This window comes from Chryseobacterium sp. Bi04 (assembly GCF_918698085.1).
Taxonomy (GTDB): Bacteria; Bacteroidota; Bacteroidia; order Flavobacteriales; family Weeksellaceae; genus Chryseobacterium.
In genome coordinates this window covers 173,974-192,664 of the sequence record NZ_CAKKLP010000007.1, presented here as the reverse complement: position 1 = coordinate 192,664, position 18,691 = coordinate 173,974, and the positions used below count along the sequence as shown (strand labels likewise).

Annotated in this window: 10 protein-coding genes; 4 read left to right on the top strand and 6 right to left on the bottom strand. The window is 38.2% G+C overall.

Annotation, left to right across the window (positions count from 1 at the left end; translation table 11 throughout):
• Positions 1-119: 119 nt before the first annotated feature.
• The 4 genes from LQV47_RS13165 to hutI form a co-directional block, all read right to left on the bottom strand.
• Positions 120-1,412 (bottom strand): aldehyde dehydrogenase family protein, encoded by a 1,293-nt coding sequence (locus tag LQV47_RS13165; RefSeq protein WP_230037582.1) that lies wholly within the window; start codon positions 1,410-1,412, stop codon positions 120-122.
• A 138-nt stretch (positions 1,413-1,550) separates the two neighbouring features.
• Positions 1,551-2,474, bottom strand: coding sequence for a formimidoylglutamase (hutG, locus tag LQV47_RS13160; protein WP_230037580.1), 924 nt, complete (start codon positions 2,472-2,474; stop codon positions 1,551-1,553).
• A gap of 99 nt (positions 2,475-2,573) precedes the next feature.
• Positions 2,574-3,650: a DUF695 domain-containing protein gene (locus tag LQV47_RS13155; RefSeq protein ID WP_230037578.1), complete on the bottom strand. Its 1,077-nt coding sequence runs from the start codon at positions 3,648-3,650 to the stop codon at positions 2,574-2,576.
• Positions 3,651-3,664: 14 nt separating this feature from the next.
• The gene (hutI, locus tag LQV47_RS13150; protein WP_230037576.1) at positions 3,665-4,891 is read right to left on the bottom strand and encodes an imidazolonepropionase; all 1,227 of its coding nucleotides are present in this window, start codon (positions 4,889-4,891) and stop codon (positions 3,665-3,667) included.
• 321 nt (positions 4,892-5,212) lie between these two features.
• Between hutI and ruvB the strand changes: the two genes are divergently transcribed.
• From ruvB to coaE, 4 genes are read left to right on the top strand one after another with little or no spacing between them, the layout of a single operon-like run.
• Entirely contained in the window at positions 5,213-6,235 is a 1,023-nt protein-coding gene (gene ruvB, locus LQV47_RS13145) for a Holliday junction branch migration DNA helicase RuvB (RefSeq protein ID WP_230037573.1), read from the top strand.
• Between the two features lie 28 nt (positions 6,236-6,263).
• Positions 6,264-6,875: an FMN-binding negative transcriptional regulator gene (locus tag LQV47_RS13140; protein WP_230037571.1), complete on the top strand. Its 612-nt coding sequence runs from the start codon at positions 6,264-6,266 to the stop codon at positions 6,873-6,875.
• 11 nt (positions 6,876-6,886) lie between these two features.
• Positions 6,887-7,753: an MBL fold metallo-hydrolase gene (locus LQV47_RS13135; RefSeq protein ID WP_230037569.1), complete on the top strand. Its 867-nt coding sequence runs from the start codon at positions 6,887-6,889 to the stop codon at positions 7,751-7,753.
• Between the two features lie 8 nt (positions 7,754-7,761).
• On the top strand, positions 7,762-8,391 hold the full coding sequence (gene coaE / locus LQV47_RS13130; protein ID WP_230037566.1) for a dephospho-CoA kinase: 630 nt from the start codon (positions 7,762-7,764) through the stop codon (positions 8,389-8,391).
• A 54-nt stretch (positions 8,392-8,445) separates the two neighbouring features.
• On the opposite strand, the gene LQV47_RS13125 is transcribed toward coaE, so the two are convergent.
• Both LQV47_RS13125 and LQV47_RS13120 read right to left on the bottom strand, forming a co-directional pair.
• Positions 8,446-13,437, bottom strand: coding sequence for a GEVED domain-containing protein (locus LQV47_RS13125; RefSeq protein WP_230037564.1), 4,992 nt, complete (start codon positions 13,435-13,437; stop codon positions 8,446-8,448).
• Between the two features lie 257 nt (positions 13,438-13,694).
• Entirely contained in the window at positions 13,695-18,404 is a 4,710-nt protein-coding gene (locus tag LQV47_RS13120) for a GEVED domain-containing protein (RefSeq protein ID WP_230037562.1), read from the bottom strand.
• Positions 18,405-18,691: the final 287 nt, after the last annotated feature.

Genomic DNA, 18,691 nt, shown 5'->3' with positions numbered 1-18,691 from the left:
GAGAAAAAATTCTTTTAACAATATAAAAACCTCCCGAAAATGATTTCGGGAGGTTTTATTTTATCAGTACAGCAATACTTTATACTTTATACTTTGTACATCATACATTGTACAAATAATTAATTTCCCACAATCGTCTTTGCCGTCACAAACTCTTTTAAAGCCAGCAGTGATAGCTCTGTTCCATATCCTGAAGCCTTGCTTCCACCAAATGGGAAACGTGGATCAGAACTTGTCATTCTGTTGATATTTACAGTTCCCGATTCAAGGTTTTCAATAAAAAACAGCTGACGGGCTTTATCTTGAGTCCAGACAGAATTGGAGAGTCCGAAAGGAATATCATTGGCAATCTGTAATGCTTCTTCATCACTTTTTGCAATCATCACCATACCCAGAGGTCCGAAAAGTTCTTCTTTTAAAATTGGATTTCCTTCCTGAACCCTGATTAAACCAGGTTTAAATTGATTCTCTGAAATTCTTTCCAAAGGAATAATAATTTCAGCCCCATTTTCCAGTGCTCTGTTGAACTGAGCTTCCAACTCATCAGCCAGGTCAGGTCTTGCCATTCCGGCTAATTTAGTTTCTTTATCTAAAGGGTCACCAATTTCATATTTTTTATATTCTTCGATGAATATGGGTAAAAATTGATCTTCAACTTTTTCATCAATGATAAATCTTTTCGCCGCAGTACAGGTTTGTCCACAATTTTGAAGCCTTGATTTCACTCCAGCTTTTGCTGCTTCTTCCAGGTTTGCATCTTCAAAAATGATAAAAGCATCGCTTCCCCCTAATTCAAGTAATGATTTTTTGATATTTAAACCTGCTATTGAAGCCACTTCTCCTCCCGCTTTTCCACTACCTGTAAGACTCACTCCTTTTACAACATCGTGCTCAAGAATTTCTTTTACAGCTTTATGCCCTACTTCTAAATTCTGGAAAATACCTTCCGGGAAACCAGCTTCCAAAAGAACTTCTTCGATTGCATTACCACTTCCGAAACAAATTGAAGCATGTTTCAAAACCACTGTATTTCCTGCTAAAATTGCAGGAACAGCAAATCTCAATACCTGCCAAAAAGGAAAGTTCCAGGGCATAACGCCCAAAATGACTCCTTTCGGAACATAATGAACTTCAGAATAAGTAAATTCAGACTCCACTTTCTCGGGTTTCAAAATATCCACAGCATCGGCGTAATAATTCATCATTAAGGCACACTTTTCTACCTCAGCAATGGATTCCGAAATGGGTTTATTCATTTCAGTAGTAATGATCCTTCCAAATTTTTCTGAATTATTCTTTAAAATTTCTGCTGCTTTTGCAATTAACTTCTGCCTTTCCTCAAACGGCATTTTTCTCCACACTGAAAAAGCTTTATCTGCTTTAATAAGCTTACTTTCAATTAATTGTTCCATAATATAATTTCTGTATTAAATTCAGCTAATGAATTTATTCGCGCTTTTATCTAAAAGCACGGAAAAGATCAGCAAATTTCGTTCCTTAAGGATAAATAAAATAGTGATTTTCTCTATCGGAAGAATATAACTTTATCTTTACATCATCAGCCATTCATTTACCAGGCATGCTGCCAGTCTCGCCGTTCGGTCCTGAATATCGAAAGAAGGGTTCACCTCAGCCACGTCCAGCGCAACTAGTTTGTTATTTTTTAAAATATGCCTGTAAAAATGCATAAAGGTTGCATCTGCAAAGATACCATTATAAGCTGAAGCTGAAACTCCGGGAGCTATAGAAGCATTAAAAACATCCATACAAATGGTAAGATAAGCGAAATCTACATTGTCTAACAGCTCATCAATACGCTGATAAACAGAAGGAAGGTTCTCAAAAAAAAGCTCGTCAGCAAGAATATATTTCATCCCATACTGATGGGCGGTATCAAAAAGTTTTAAAGTATTTGAATTTCTCTGGATTCCAATATGAAGGGAATTGATTGGTCCTTCCTGTGCAATCTGCCAGAATCCTGTTCCGGAGCTGGGACCCACTCCTTTTTCAGGTTGTCTGTTATCAAAATGGGTATCTATATTGATGATTCCTATTTTCTGTTCCGGAAAAGCTGTTTTTAGCCCCAAATAATGAGCATAGGTCACTTCATGGCCTCCACTTAACACTAAAGACTTTCCACCTTTTAAAAGGACTTTTGAAACATTCTTGGCAAGACTGTTCTGCGCATTTTCCAAATGGCCGTCTTCACAGGTAATATTCCCGAAATCCAGCATGGAAAAGTCAGGAAGTACCACCGGAAAATTAGACATATTTTTTCTGATTACATCCGGAGCATCTTTAGCACCCTGCCTGCCTTTATTTCTCTTTACTCCTTCGTCTACTGCAAAACCATGCAGCACGAAATCATTAGGTGAAATGGTATCATAATCCTGTTCTCCTTTTACTCTTTGAAATATTCTGTGGAAAAGAAGCTCTTCTCCATCCCATCTACCCTGCCAAATATTTTGAACCATAATTCTTTAAAAATTCAATTGTATTTACATAGTTATATTCAGTAAAGCTAACCAATATTGTTTATATACAAAACTACTTTTTTATTGTATCATCTGTTTTTAATCGGCTTTATCATAATCTTTAAAATATTGCCAGTATTTATCTTTGAAGATTCCAAATGACATTTTATAATCGGGATTATCCTGTACTATTTTTTTTAAAACTTTAGCAATCTGTCTAAAATCTTTCCCTACAAAAAAGCTCTCTTTTATATTGTCTGCACTTTCCCTCCCTACATATAAATAGCCATTTTTTTTCAGTTCTTCAATAGCTTTATTTTCAATATCGTTTAATTTTTCAAAATCATCTTTTTCAGGAAGCCCATCATTATCATCTCCATTATAGTGGATTTTAAGCACCGAAACCCATGGGTAAGAAGCTCTTGATCCATATTTTAATAACGACAGGTTTATACAGGCAATAAGAGGTCTGCTGTTTTCCAGATCTGCTCTGAGAATAGAAAACTCATCTTCTTTATCATCCCATTCTGTACTTTTATACTTTTCTATAAATTCTCTTTCTCTCCACTCCAGAAAGTCCTTTAGCTTTTCAACAGGAACAAGTTCTTTTCTGGCCTGCTCTATGCCTATGACAGTAAAGGTATCGATTTGTGTTGCAAAGTTTAATTCTCCTAAAAAATTATCTAAAAAAATACAAACTCCTGTTGTGATTACCTCTTTATTTTCAGCTGTACCCTGATAAACAAAAACGAGATCAATCTCATCCGGATATTCTTCATGCTCATTAGAATAGAAAAAAATAGTATTCTTTGAGAATTTATAATCCCCTATATCTACATGTACATTTTGTATATCCATTGCTGCCTTTAAAGCTGTAATCTTCCAGTGTTTCAGCTTGGGAGCTGCCTCAATAAGTTCTTCGGCAAAAACAATATTCTTTATTTCCCCATCTACGGTAATGATCAATTCTGCTGTGCTATCATCAGACATTCCTGTAAGGAAATAGTAACCTTTATTTATTTGATTAAGCTTAGGAGAAATAATATCAAAAAAGTCTTTTTCAATAGCTTCCTGCCCACCTTCTTTCACCACTTTAAAGAAAGTCTTTTCCATCGTTAAAAACCAGTCCCAAAAATCTTTGTACTCCAACTTTTCTTTATATTTCTTTTCCTCCATATCCTGAATAGCTTTTATGTATTCAGATTTCCATTGATATATACATGTTCAGCTTTCAAACTTCCCTGGTTATAAAGCACATTCTGGAAATTATTGGTTTTAAAAGTGATAAAATCGGCTTTTTTACTGGATTCCAGGATTCCTCTGTCTTCAAGATTAAGTGCAAATGCGGCGCGGAAAGTCATTCCTGCCCATACCTCAGCTGTTGTCAGTTTTTGAAATGTAGCCAATATGGAAGCCTGAGTAATTAAATTTCCCATTGGGGCTGAACCCGGATTCCAGTCGCTCGCAATGGCAACTATAGCGCCTGCATCTAATAACTTTCTGGCCGGAGTAAACTTCTCCCCCAAGCCTAAGCTAGCTCCCGGCAGCGCTGTCGCTACGGTATTAGATTGTGCTAAAAAGTCTATATCTTCATCAACAGTGGCTTCTAAATGGTCTGCAGATTTTGCACCTACTTCTACAGCAATTCTCGAACTTCCAGGGGTAAACTGATCTGCATGAACCGTAATTTCAAAACCTAAAGCTTTAGTTTTAAGTAAAAACTCTTTACTTTCCTCCGGTTGGAATGCTGATTTCTCAATAAAGATATCAACACGGTTCGCCAAACCTTCCTCTTTTACTTTAGGTAAGATTTCAGTAAGGATATATTCCAGATATTCAGAATTACTGCCTTCAAAATCTCTTGGTTTCAAATGGGCAGAAAGACAGGTAGGTACTAGGGTAGCCTGAGTAACTTCCTGTGCCATTTCTATTATACGAAGCATTTTCAGCTCATTTTCTACATCTAATCCATAGCCGCTTTTGACCTCAATGGTGGTAATTCCAAGGTCAATCAGAAAATTAATTCTTTCCAGTAATGTTGTGAGCAATTCTTCTTCCGAGGCATTTCTTGTATGCTGTACAGAGCTCCAGATCCCACCACCGCTTTCAGCAATTTCAAGGTATGTTTTTCCGGCGTTACGCATGGCAAAATCATTGGCACGGTTTCCTCCGAAACAAATATGAGTATGCGAATCTACCAATGCAGGAAGAACAACCTGTTCTCCTTCTACTTTCTCAATTTCTACATCAGGATATCCGGTCTTAAGATCTTCAAAATTTCCAACTTTCTGAATCGTATCGTTATCTACCAGAATTCCTCCATCAGCAATAATTTCCAGCTGCTCATCGGAAAGTTTTCCTCTTAATGGTAAGTTAGCAAGTGTAACTACCTGCTTAAATGGTCCTATTAATTTCATTTTTTTAAGATTAGGGCTAAGATTTAACTAAGGTCGATTTCCTGTATTCAAATTGAACTTGTGTTTTATCTAATTCATACAGTACTTTGTCAATCTACTTTATATCTTTAAACAATCAATTTCTGAAAAATATTCTATCAATTATCAATATTTTTTCCTCTCAAAAATACTTAAAAAATCTCAATTTACCGGCCTTGGTTCTGCTCATTCTGCATCCTGCACTTAATCTTAGTCTAAACTCATTCTCAATTCAACCTTTTATTAATCTAATCTTCAACCTTAGTCTAAAATTCCTATCTTTGAAGTAAATGAAATGAATTAATGCCAGATTTTTTACATCCAGATAAGGAAAACTACTCACGCGAGGAGCTGATGCAGGAAGAACAGATGCGTCCCCAGAGCTTTAAGGATTTTGCAGGACAGAGGAAAACGCTGGAAAATCTTGAAGTTTTTGTTTCCGCAGCCAAAAGGCGGGGTGGAGCACTTGATCATGTCCTTTTACATGGTCCTCCGGGTCTTGGAAAAACAACATTGGCCAATATTATTGCTAATGAACTTGGGGTAAACTGTAAGATTACTTCTGGGCCTGTTTTGGATAAACCCGGCAGTTTAGCAGGTTTACTGACTAATCTGGAAGAAAATGATGTTCTTTTCATTGATGAGATCCATCGTCTTTCTCCTGTTGTGGAAGAGTATCTGTACTCAGCCATGGAAGATTACAAAATTGACATCATGCTGGAGACAGGGCCTAATGCCAGAAGTGTTCAAATTGGACTGAACCCTTTTACGTTAGTGGGAGCAACCACCAGAAGTGGAATGCTGACCAAGCCGATGCTGGCAAGATTTGGAATTCAAAGCAGACTGGAATATTATTCTATTGAGCTTTTATCTATGATTATTCAGAGAAGTGCCAGAGTTTTAGGGGTAAAAATCTATGAAGATGCCGCTATAGAGGTCGCAAGAAGAAGCCGTGGAACTCCCAGAATTGCAAATGCACTCTTAAGAAGGGTTCGTGATTTTGCAGAGATCAAGGGTAATGGTGAAGTTGAAATCAATATTACGAAATATGCACTCAACTCTCTGAATGTGGACGAGTTTGGCCTGGATGAAATGGATAATAAAATCATGCGTGTAATGATTGAAAACTTCAGAGGCAAGCCTGTTGGGATTTCTGCATTGGCAACATCCATTGGTGAAAACCCGGAAACGTTGGAAGAAGTATACGAACCGTTTTTAATTCAGGAAGGTTTTATTATCAGAACACCCAGAGGAAGGGAAGTTACAGAAAAGGCATATCTCCATTTGAATATTTCAAGACCCAAAGGACCGGGAGAGCTTTTTTAATTTAAATAAAGTAAAGTATTACGGATTTATGTTTATACCTAAATTATACAGAAGTGAAGATCTTAATGTAATGAAAGCAATTATCAGTGAAAATTCTTTTGCTTTATTAATTTCTTCTGTTGATAAACTTCGTGCTACTCATTCTATGATGATGTTTAATGAGGATAATCCGGAAAATCCTTATATTGAAACTCATATTTCCCGAGCTAATCCACAGACAAAAACCTTGAAAAACGGGGATGAAGTGTTGTGTGATTTTTTGGGTGCGCATGCTTATATATCAAGCAGCTGGTATGATCACGTTAATGTTTCCACATGGAACTATGAAGCGGTGCAGATCCACGGAAAAGTAGAACTGATGGATCATGATGAACTGTATGCCCATTTAGATCGGTTAACATCCAAATACGAAAAATTTCAGCAGTGCCCGATGATGGTGAAAGATATGGGAAAGGACTTTGTGGAAAAAGAGATGAAAGGAGCTTTTGGTATTAAGATCATGCCGACAGAGATTTTCATTAAACAAAAGCTTTCTCAAAACAGGAAAGAAGATGATTTTAACAATATTATCTCCCAGCTTGAAGCATCGGATGATAATGCCAGAAAAATTGCTGAGAAAATGAAATTAATAAAAAAATAATCAAAATATATATGAAGTTATATCCAATACAATGTGGAAAATTTAAACTGGATGGCGGTGCCATGTTCGGAGTCGTCCCAAAGAGTCTGTGGGAAAAAACAAACCCGGCAGACGAAAAAAATCTAATTGAACTAGGAACCCGTTCTCTTCTTATTGAAGACGGAAAAAAACTTATTCTCGTAGACTGTGGTCTGGGCAATAAGCAGGATGATAAATTCTTTGGACATTATTCTCTTTGGGGGGATGATAACCTGGATAAAAATTTAAAGAAATACGGTTTTATAAAAGAGGATATTACAGATGTATTCTTTACTCACCTTCATTTTGACCACTGTGGTGGTGCCATAGAATGGAACGATGACAGAACGGGATACAGACCTGCTTTTAAAAATGCTCAGTTCTGGACTAATGAAAATCATTGGCAATGGGCAACTGAACCTAATGCAAGAGAAAAAGCAAGCTTCCTGAAGGAAAATATTATTCCGATCCAGGAAAGTGGACAATTAAATTTCCTTCCTCTTCCTACGACAGGAAATTACGGTTTTGCTCCGGATCTGAAGATGGATGTCATCTTCGTAGATGGGCATACAGAAAAGCAGATGCTTCCTGTACTTCAATATCAGGATAAAACAATTGTTTTTGCAGCTGACCTTATTCCTACCGCCGGACACATCAATCCGGTGTATGTGATGGGATATGATACAAGACCTCTTTTAACCATGGAAGAAAAAGGAAAATTCCTGAAACAATGTGTAGATAATGAATATCTATTGTTTTTTGAACACGATGCCCATAATGAACTGGCAAGTCTTAAAATGACAGAGAAAGGAGTAAGACTTGATGAAACTTTCACCTTTAATGATGTTTTTGGATATTAATTTTAATTATGGAAGAATTACATTCAGAGACACAACAGACAGAACCGGAACCATCACCCAAGATCATCGGATTAACGGGAGGAATAGGCTCAGGAAAAACAACAGTTGCCCGTTTTATTGAAGAATTGGGCTTTCCTGTTTACTATTCTGATGACCGTGCTAAAACAATTGTCAATGACGATAAGGATTTACAGATCCGGATCAAAGAACTTCTTGGGGAACAGTCATACGATAAAAATGGTTTATATGACAGGAAATTTGTAGCAGACAAGGTTTTCAACAATAAAGAACTGCTTCAAAAATTAAATGAAATTATTCATCCTGCTGTACGTATTGATTTTGAAAATTGGGTACGAAAACAAACCAAATATTTAGTTTTTAAAGAAACAGCGTTGTTGTTTGAATTGAAATTAAACAGACAATGCTATAAATCTCTTCTGGTAACTGCAGAAGACAATATCAGAACCAAAAGGGTGATGGACAGGGATCAGAAAACCTACCGTGAGGTAGAGACTATCATGGAAAAACAGATGCCTGAAAAAGATAAGATTAAGATAGCAGATTGTGTGATCTATAACAATACCAATCTTGAAGATTTAAAAGAACAGACGGAAAAAATCGTCTTTAGTATTGAATAAAACTAAAAACTCGTTAGGATTTTCTAACGAGTTTTTTATTTAAAAATTTAAAATCTATTTTTTGATAAACTTCTTCTGTATGGTTGTTCCGTTATCATCAATATCAATTACATACACTCCATTGATCAGCTTACTTACATTGACCTGATTGTTTAGCAAAATACCCTCTCCTACTACCTGCCCAACAGCATTGTAAAATTTATATTTAGCTCTCTTGCTCACGTTTTTCACATATAATACTGAGCTTACAGGATTAGGATAAATCAAAATATCAGTTTGGTTTAAAGGGTTGGGAATTACTTTTCTGGAGATCCTTACCGAATAATCCTCCACTTCCCCGTTATCAAAATTGATACAATTCACCGGAACTCCGCCTCTTTGCATTGCCACTCTCATCAATACATATTTATAATCTGTCATGCTTACAAATGCATCTGCGGGTACACTGAATGTTCCGGAAACTGGCGTGGTGGTATTGGGCGGTGAACTAAACACGCGTTCATTGGTATCAAATTCACCGTTTCTGTTGAAATCAATCCACACTGCAATTCCTTCATTATAGTTTTGGCCGGTCCATTTTTTTTCAATGGTAATTTCATTGTCTGCAGATCCCTGGATAAGTTCTATAAATGTGCCTGAAACTCCGGAATAATCTGTATAACTTGAAGCTCCTGAAGCATTTTCCATGACAGGCTTCCCATTAGGTTTAACAGTAACTTTAGCAATATGCTCGCCTGCTGAACTTCCTGAAGCCATCTTACAATAGATCACCGTAGGAGTCGTAAAATAATACAATGGAGTAAATGCAGCAGGAGTTCCGTTACAAACATTAGCGACCTGCATTTCATATTTTGTAAGCTCCAGAAGGCCTGTTAGTGTGTAGGTATTCGTTGGTACCTGAACAGTACTCCAACTTGGGATGCCTACTTTTCTATATCTCAGCACATAGGTTGCTCCGGGAAAAGAATCCCATCTGATGTATGCTGATGTTGGGAATAACTGTGTTATGGTAAGCCCGGGAGGTGGCAGTTCACAAATTCTTTCTGTCGTAAATACAGCCGGATTTGAATACGGATTCCATGTGGTTTCCCCTGCACATCTGTTGGCAATCTCTACTTCATAATGGGTATATGGCTCCAAATTACCAAGGGTATAGGTACTGGCGGGAGCTGCTGGCAACGGAATATCCGGATTTGGCCAGCCTGTGGTTCCTACTTTTCTCCATCTCATCATATAGGATACTCCCGCTACTACAGGATTCCATGTAATCAGCGCCGAACTTGCAGTGATATTGCTGATTGTAATATTAGGAGGCGTAGGATCGCATCGGGTAGAGAATGTACCTATGGGTGTAAATGTACCATTTGTAATACCGCAATTGGCAGCAACCTGTACCTCATAAGTAGTAGAAGGCACAAGGTTATTTAATGTATGTGGAATACTTGTAACATATACATCCGTCCAGGCTGTTGTTCCCTGTACTCTATATTGTAAAAGATAGGTAAAGTTATTGGTCGCTGCAGTCCAGTTAATGATCGCAGAGTTATGAGCTATGGTATTGAATGTAAGTCCGGTTGGCGTACTGGTGCTGCATGGTTTCAGCTGTACAGCGTAGTCCTCTACCTCTCCGTTTATTGCATTTTGACACATTACAGGAGTATTTCCACTTAAAACAACTCTCATGGTAGTTTTCAGTGGACCCGAATAGGCACCTGAAGGCACATCAAACGTTGCAGAAACCGGTGTAGTGGTACTTGCTGAAGAAATTAGAATTCTTTCAGTATTTTCAAACTGTCCGTTTCTGTTAAAGTCAATCCATGCTGTAACCGCTGCACTTCCTGTGGATCCCGTCCATCCTTTTGCCACAGAAATTTTATTATTTGTAGATCCTATCTCCAATGTAATCGATGTGGCTGGGGTTGTATAGCTAATATAGTTTGTTTGTACGGAATTATTACTCATCACCGGTAGGCCGGGATTAATCGAGGTAACCGTTACATTAGAAATATGGTTATTGGTCCCTGTCCCTGTCATTGGGCAGTACGATACTGCAGGAGTCGTAAACTGTTGTGAGCCGGAATAATTCCCCTGGCTGTTATTACATTTGGTTGCTACCTGCACCTCATATTGAGTTTGCTCTGTTAAACCTTGGATGGTATAATTATTTACAGGAGCCGGCACAGGATTTACTGTTGTCCACGTAAAAGTACCCACTTTTCTGTATCTCAGCACATAAGTTGCTCCGGTAGCTGCAACCCATGATACATTCGCAGAAGTAGGCGTAAGGTTAGTAATGGAGATATTAGAGGGTGCAGCAGTGGTACATCCTGGCATATCAATAATCTTTACAGCATAATCCTCCACTTCCCCGTTCGCAAATGAAGCGCAGGCAGCAGGGCTGCTCTGATCTCTCAACACTACGCGCATACGGGTAGTAAGTGTTCCGGCATAAGCTGTGGCAGGTACCTGAAATGTTGCTGTTACCGGAGTAGTCTGGTTATTAAAATTATTTAAAATTCTTTCAGCAGTATCAAATGTTCCATTTTTATCAAAATCTATCCAAACACTTACCGCCTTATTACTCATAGCAGCCGGCCATGATTTAGAAACAGAAATAGTATTGTTAGCTGTTCCCCTCACCAGTGTTATTAATTTTGCGGCAATTGTCGAGTAATCCGTATAATTATTGGCTCCGGAATCATTACTCATGGTATAAGAGTTGGTTCCTGTAACGGTTACATTTGAAATATATCCATTATCAGTGTTGCTGGAAGTAGCAGTACAGTATGGTGTCATAAAAACAGTAACTGCCGAAAAAGGACCTGTTACTCCTGAACATATATTGGCTATCTGAACCTCATAATGCGTTCCTGCAGTTAAGCCGGTAAGGGTTACCGTATTTGTAATAGGGGTTGGGGTATATGTTATCCAGGTTGCCACTCCTACTACCCTGTACCGCACTACATAAGTAGCATTAAATGATGCATTCCAGGTAATGGTTGCAGATGTTTGTGTAGTGGTCGGCACCAAAACTCCACCCGGAGGAATGGTTGTACTGCAAATAGGCAGGGTTTCAATAGGAGCGTTACCGACAGCATAAAATACATTATTAATTGCACTTATTCTGATCTTTGCTATTCCTCCTACGGTAAGTGGGAAAGAACTGAAATCAAGAGATTCAGTTCCGTCATTAGGCGTGGAAGCAGCCACTACATTCCAGGTTAGCCCGTTATCTGTTGTAAAATCTATTTTAACATTAGCTGCATTATAAGGAGCTGCGTTGGTATTCACCACATCCCAGGTTACAGTTGTTGGTCCATTATTATAAACAGTTGTTGCATTGACCTTAAATGGCCCGTTATTTCCTACGATAATGGTCTGAACAGCAGACTGAGTCTGTTGCTGGTTGGCAAGTGGATGATTATCCCTTACTGTAACAGTAAATTTTGTTGTTCTCGCAACTGTGGATACAGCTTCCCAAAGATTATTAGAATTATTTAAAACTCCACCCAATACAGAAGACAGTCTAGGAAAATAACGGGTAGGATTTGCTGTATGCATTACAGATCTAAAAGATGGTCCAGATAAAGTGTTTCCTAAATTATTGGCATCAATCACTTCATTTGCTATATCTATTTCTTCCCAATTATAGGTCATCGGATCATTTTCAGCATCAGTAGCGGAAGCTGTTAAAACAAAAGCTGTTCCTTTTGGAATATTATAGGTAGACAGAGCAGCAATTACGGGTGGTGTATTACTAACTGTTGTTTCTACATCACATGTTTTGCTTATCAGATTGGCCTGAATATCTTTGATATTTATGGTGTTAAAATATGGATCAGAGTGAGGCTGAACATTGTTAATAGGGTTCCCTGAATTTACAACCCCTGCATATCCCATAATAGAAGATCCTGACGCAGGTTCAACACTTGTAGGGGAACCCAATTGGCCAGGTGAGTAAGAGAAACTATGAACTCCACCCAATTGATGCCCAATCTCATGGGCTACAAAATCTATATCAAAATTATCTCCTACCGGAGGACCACCTCCCGGAGAAGTCCATCCGGAACCTTTATCCAATGCTCCAGGTACAGTATTATCTCTACAAATACATCCAACACAACCGGCATTTCCCCCTGCACCAGGTGGAGAAAATAGATGCCCAACATCATAATTACCGTTTCCTACACCAGCTGTGATTACTGTCTGTACCTGCGCGTTCCATCCTGATATACCATTAACTGTTCCTCCTTCCGTAGAAGAATAAGGGTCAGTATTTGCATTGGTGTAAATAAGTCCAGGATAATTCTGTAAATTCAAATGTAATCCAAAATCCTTTTCGTAAACTCCATTTATACGGGTTAGGGTTGCATTTATTGCAGCCAATGCTCCTGCAACAGTACCTCCATGAAACTGAGTATATTCTCCACATACGGAAAGAGCCAATCTCAACGTCCTATATTTTCGGTCAGAAGACCTTCTAAAATCTGTAGGTTGATTAGTAAAAGATTTTCCCTGTTGATAAAGATTTTCTATTTCTTGGTGATCAACTTCTCCTTCCCTAGTTGAGCACATAAAACCGTTTTTACCTCCCTGAGTTTTCGGATGAACACTATAAACTGTTTTAGCAGCATTAGCCGGTTCTATAAATTGGGAACCTTCACTGGTAATAATCATTGATTGAAAATCATTAGGAGCCAGGCTGAATCTTACATATTTTGTAGGATCATCTATTCCTACACCTACATAAGAACCTAGTTGATACTGATCAGCCAATTCTTTTACCACAACAGGGAAACTATATACAGCAAACTGTTCAATCTTTCCATGTAAAGTTGGTAAAAAAATTACTACAGGGCTGGCATTTTTTCCTGTTTCCTGTGCTTTTGAAAGCTGAGATTTTAGCAGGGGAAGATCTAAAGAATAGTAGCTATTGGTTTTGGAGACCTCGCCGGTTTCTTTTCCGTTATAAACTGATGGAGACCATTGGGCCTGAATCATTACAAATAAACAAAAGAAAAAGAAGGAAGTAAAAGTTTTCTTCATAATTTATAAAACTTTATATTAATCTCACAAACCTAAGCCTTTTTTTGTGAATTAACAATAATATAATGCATATAAATTACGAATACAACAACAAAACTTCATATTAATTAATAAAATAAACAAAAACACATCTTTAAAAGAAAAAAATCAATAAATCACCAAAAATAGATATATAATATTCAAAATCTAAAATTTATGTTGTATAAAAAAAATAAGCCTCCATTGCTGGAGGCTTATACTATAGAAATTTCAACTCATTATTCTTTGATAAATTTCTTTTGAACGGTATTGCCATTATCTTCGATATCTATTACATAAACACCGTTGATTAATTTGCTTACGTTGATCTGGTTATTCAACAGAATCCCATCAGTGATCACTTGTCCCGCAGCGTTATAAATTTTATACTTAGCTCTTTTGCTAATATTCTTCACATATAATACTGAACTTACAGGGTTCGGATAGATCATGATCTCAGTTTGATCTATAGGATTTAAAACTGCTTTCTTGGAAATTCTTACTGTATAGTCTTCCACTTCACCGTTAGCAAAGTTAACACAGCTTACAGGAACACCATCCCTTTGCATTGCTACTCTCATCACTACATATTTGTAGTCCGTCATACTTACAAATGCATCTGCTGGTACACTGAATTTTCCTGATACCGGAGTTGTGGTATTCGGAGGTGAAGTAAACACTCTCTCATTGATATCAAATTCTCCATTTCTGTTGAAATCGATCCATACCGCAATTCCTTCGTTATGATTAGTTCCTGTCCATTTTTTCTCAATGATAATTTCATTGTCTGTTGATCCTTGAATCAACTCTATAAACTTAGCAGTAACTCCTGTATAATCTGTATAAGAAGATGCACCGGATGCATTTTCCATGACAGGTTTTCCGTTTGGAGTAACAGTAACTTTAGCAATATGCTCACCAGTAGAATTCTCTGAGCCCATATTACAATAAATTACAGTAGGTGTTGTAAAGTAGTACAGAGGGGTATAATTACCTGGTGTACCGTTACAGATATTCACTACCTGCATTTCATATTTTGTAAGTTCCGTCAGTCCTGACAGTACTACGTTATTAACAGGTGTTGGAACTTCTGTCCAGCTAGGAATACCTACCTTTCTATATCTCAACACGTATGTTGCTCCTGGGAAAGGATCCCATTTAACTTCAGCCATTGTTGGCAACAATTGCGTAATAGTTAATCCCGGAGGAGGAATCTCACAAATTCTTTCTGTAGTAAATACTTTAGGATTTGAATAAGGATTCAGGGTATTTTCTCCTACACACTTATTGGCAATTTGAACTTCATAGGTAGTATAAGGTACCAGCGGAGTGGTGCTACCTAGTACATATGTATTTGCAGGAGCAGCTGGTAAGTTTACTTCAACCCATCCTGTAGCACCGGATCCTACTACTCTGTATCTCATCACATAAGTAGAGCTTGCAGCAAGCGGTGCCCATGTAATTAAAGCTGTGGTAGCCGTAATACTGCTGATTGTAACATTCGGAGGTGTAGGATCACATCTCGTTGTAAATGTTTTTATAGGGGTTGGAGTACCAATAGTACCTCCACAAACCGCAGCAACATCAACTTCATAAATTGTAGCCGGAGTTAAACCATTGATAACAAGCGGCATGTTACCTAAAGCTGCAGAAGCATATACTTCAGTCCATGTTGTAGTTCCCTGTACTCTATATCGTACAAGATAACTTACATTGGCTGTTGTTGGTGTCCAGGTAATTGTAGCACTATTATGGGTAGGTACAATAGTAGGAGTTCCCGGAGTAGCACTGCTACATGGTCTCAACATTACTCTGTAGTCTTCCACTTCTCCGTTCACCGCATTCTGGCACATCACCGGAGCACTTGAACGTTTTAATACCACTCTCATTGTAGTAGTCAGTGGTCCGGGATAAGATCCGGCAGGAACACTAAATGTAGCAGTAATAGGAGTTGTTGTACTGGCTGCAGAATTAAGGATTCTTTCTGCATCAGTAAACTGTCCGTCTCTGTTGAAATCAATCCATACTGCAACAGCATCATTGTTTGTAGCACCTGTCCAACCTTTTGCTACTGATATTTTATTACCTGTAGATTCAATATCAAGAGTAATCAATGTTGGTGCAGTTGTATAGCTGATATAGTTAGTCTGTACAGAAGTATTACTCATAGCCGGTACACCAAGGTTTGAAGAAGTAACCGTTACATTTGAAATATGGTCATTACTTCCACTACCTACCATCTGACAATAAGATAAAGGTGGTGTTTTAAATGGTACAGCCGTTGAGTAAGAACCTGTACTACCGTTACATACCGTAGCCACCTGAACTTCATAGTCCGTCTGCTCAGTTAGAGGTGCCGTACCAGGAATGGTATAGGTATTTCCTGTAATACCGGTTACTGTTGTATAGGCACCCATCGGGTTTGTTCTTCTGTATCTCAAATTATACGTTGCTCCTGTAGCAGCCACCCATGAGAAAGTTGCACTGGTAGCTGTAAGGTTTGAAACTGTAACATTCGTTGGAGGTGTAGTTGAACATACAGGCTGATCAATAAATCTTACCGGATAGTCTTCTACTTCTCCATAATCAAATGAATCAAATGCACCACATGGAATAGGAACATCATACTGCTTCATAGCAACACGCATACGTGTAGGCTGAGCTCCACTATAAACAGCTCCAGCCGGTAAAGCAGCTAATGAAAAAGTATTGTTTACCGGAGTAGTTGTACTGCTTGAAGTATCCAGTACTTTTTCCCAGGTTTCAAATAATCCGTTTCTATTATAATCAATCCATGCCACTACACCGTAAGAAGATGTAGATCCCGGCCAATATTTATTAACACTAATTTTGTTTCCGGTTGATCCTCTTACCAATATAATTGTTTTGGTAACATCTGTTGTATAATCTTTGTATACATCATATCCTGAATCATTCACCATAAGTGGCGCATTCGTAGGGGTAACAGTTACTTTATTAATATAACCATCCGATGTTGTATTTACAGGACTCGGGTCACAATACGTAAGAGCTAAAGTTGTGAAATTTGCTACAGGAGAGAACGCTCCCTGAGTTCCACCACATATAGTAGCTATCTGAAATTCATACTGAGTGGCATCAATCAGGTTAGGAATAGTATAGCTATTTGATAATGCAGCTGTCAAATCCACTACAGTCCAAGGCAAAGTTCCTGTTCTTCTATACTGCAATTTGTATGTTGCTCCTGTAGCAGGAACCCAACTTACAAGAGCGGTACTTGCTGTGATATTTGAAACGGCAATATTGCTTGGAGGCAAGGTATCACATGGCTGTAAAGCAATCACGTTTAAATTGAAGTCTACATAGTTACCACTGGATACCGGTCCACAAGGAACCATTGTACCGGAATATGTTGTACCCACTCTTAATCTATAGTTTCCGGGAGCCTGAGTCGCCGGTATAGGAATGGTTACAGATTCAGTAGCATTATAAGATGTGGATGCAAAAATAAGCTCACCTGTACCGGTAAAGCTCATATCATTATTCCAGTCAATCCAGACATAATAATGATATGTATTATTTCCGGCAGAAGCCAGGTTCAATGTAATCGTATTTGTAGGTATTGCTGAAAAAGTAGTCGCTGTACTATTAACATATGCCTGATAGGCAGCAGCAGTATAATTTAAATTAGAAATACCTCCTGTACTGGTAATATTATTCAGGTAATATGAAGTTGAGCCCGTACCTCCCGTTGGTACACAGTATCCTGTATAAAAGGAAATAGGTCCACTCCATGAACTTTGATCTGTTGCACTACATCTTGCTCTTACCCAGGCATAATAAGTTGTATTAGCTACCAGTGGAGAAAGTGTTGCAGTTAATCCTGACACGTTTTGTGAAGGAACCGTTGCGGCTGTTGGTGCATTATTCGTAGTACTGTAATATACATCATATCCACCTGCAGGTGTATACCCAAAAGTTGTCCAGTTCAGTACTGCACTAGTAGGGGTAATCATTCCCATAGACAGTGATCCCGTAGAAGGCATCGGAGGACAGGTAGGCGGCGTAGTTAAAGCGATTGGCCCTACCCACCAGCTTTGATTGGTTCCACTACATTTTGCCCGTACCCAAACATAATAATTGGTATCCGGCACCAATGGAGAAAGCGTGGCTGTTGGTCCTGTCACGGTTTGTGAAGGAGGAGTTCCTGCTGTTGGTGCGGTATTAGTAGTACTGTAATATACTTCATATCCACCAGCAGGTGCGGGTGTAGATGCAGACCAGTTTACCACGGCACTTGTAGCTGTGATTGTTCCTAAGCTTAGAGCACCAGGAGGGATACATGCAGGTGGCGGACCAAAAGTAATCTGAATATTTGGTCTGCTGGACGTTACGGTTCCTGTACCTGTAGGAGCATTGGTATCTCCCTGAATATACATATGCTTAGAGGTAGCAGTACTGTAAGTAACTGCACTTCCTGATGAAGACCCTGTTCCGCTTCCACCATAGTTTGTCTCAACTAAAACTACCAGGTTATCTGTCCCATTATAGTAAAAAGGGGTTTGTAATGTAATGGTATTCCATCCTGTGGGTAAATTAGTTAAACTCGCATCATACACTAAAGTAGCTCCTGCGGTTGCATTCACCCAGTTTTGTGCAGTAAGAGTTGTTGTTGTACTGGGTACAGATTTTAAATAAATCTTTACCGGCATTGTGGCAGTGGAAGCAGCTGTAACATTCCAGCCTACGGAAAGGACAGTTCCCCCCGCAGCTGTATTTATTTCCGCTGCTGTATAAAGTGAAGATGATCTTTCAAATCCATAATAACAACTCAAAGGATATCTTTGGGTTGATGTTCCTGTACCAATCGTAATTGTTTGTGCTTGCAGGAATAGACCGAAGACCATACAAAGTAATGTTATGAGAGTCCTTCTGGGACTGCTCATTTTACAGAGTAAAAGTACACTCATATTTTTTTAAATTTAATAGTGATAAGAATAGTCAAGAATTATAAGGTTTTCCTAGGTAAGATGTTCAAACATATTTTTCGAAACATCTCATTTTACAGATAAACTGTATTAAAAAAGTAATTTTCATTCCATATGTTAATATTTAAATAATTACACAAATCTAATAATTTTTTCACTATTACACATCTATTAAAATATTTTTTTGAAAAAATTTCACAATAATCCCCAATATGGTTTAGAATAAAAAAATCCCCAAGAAACTTGGGGATTTAATGTTATAAAGATTT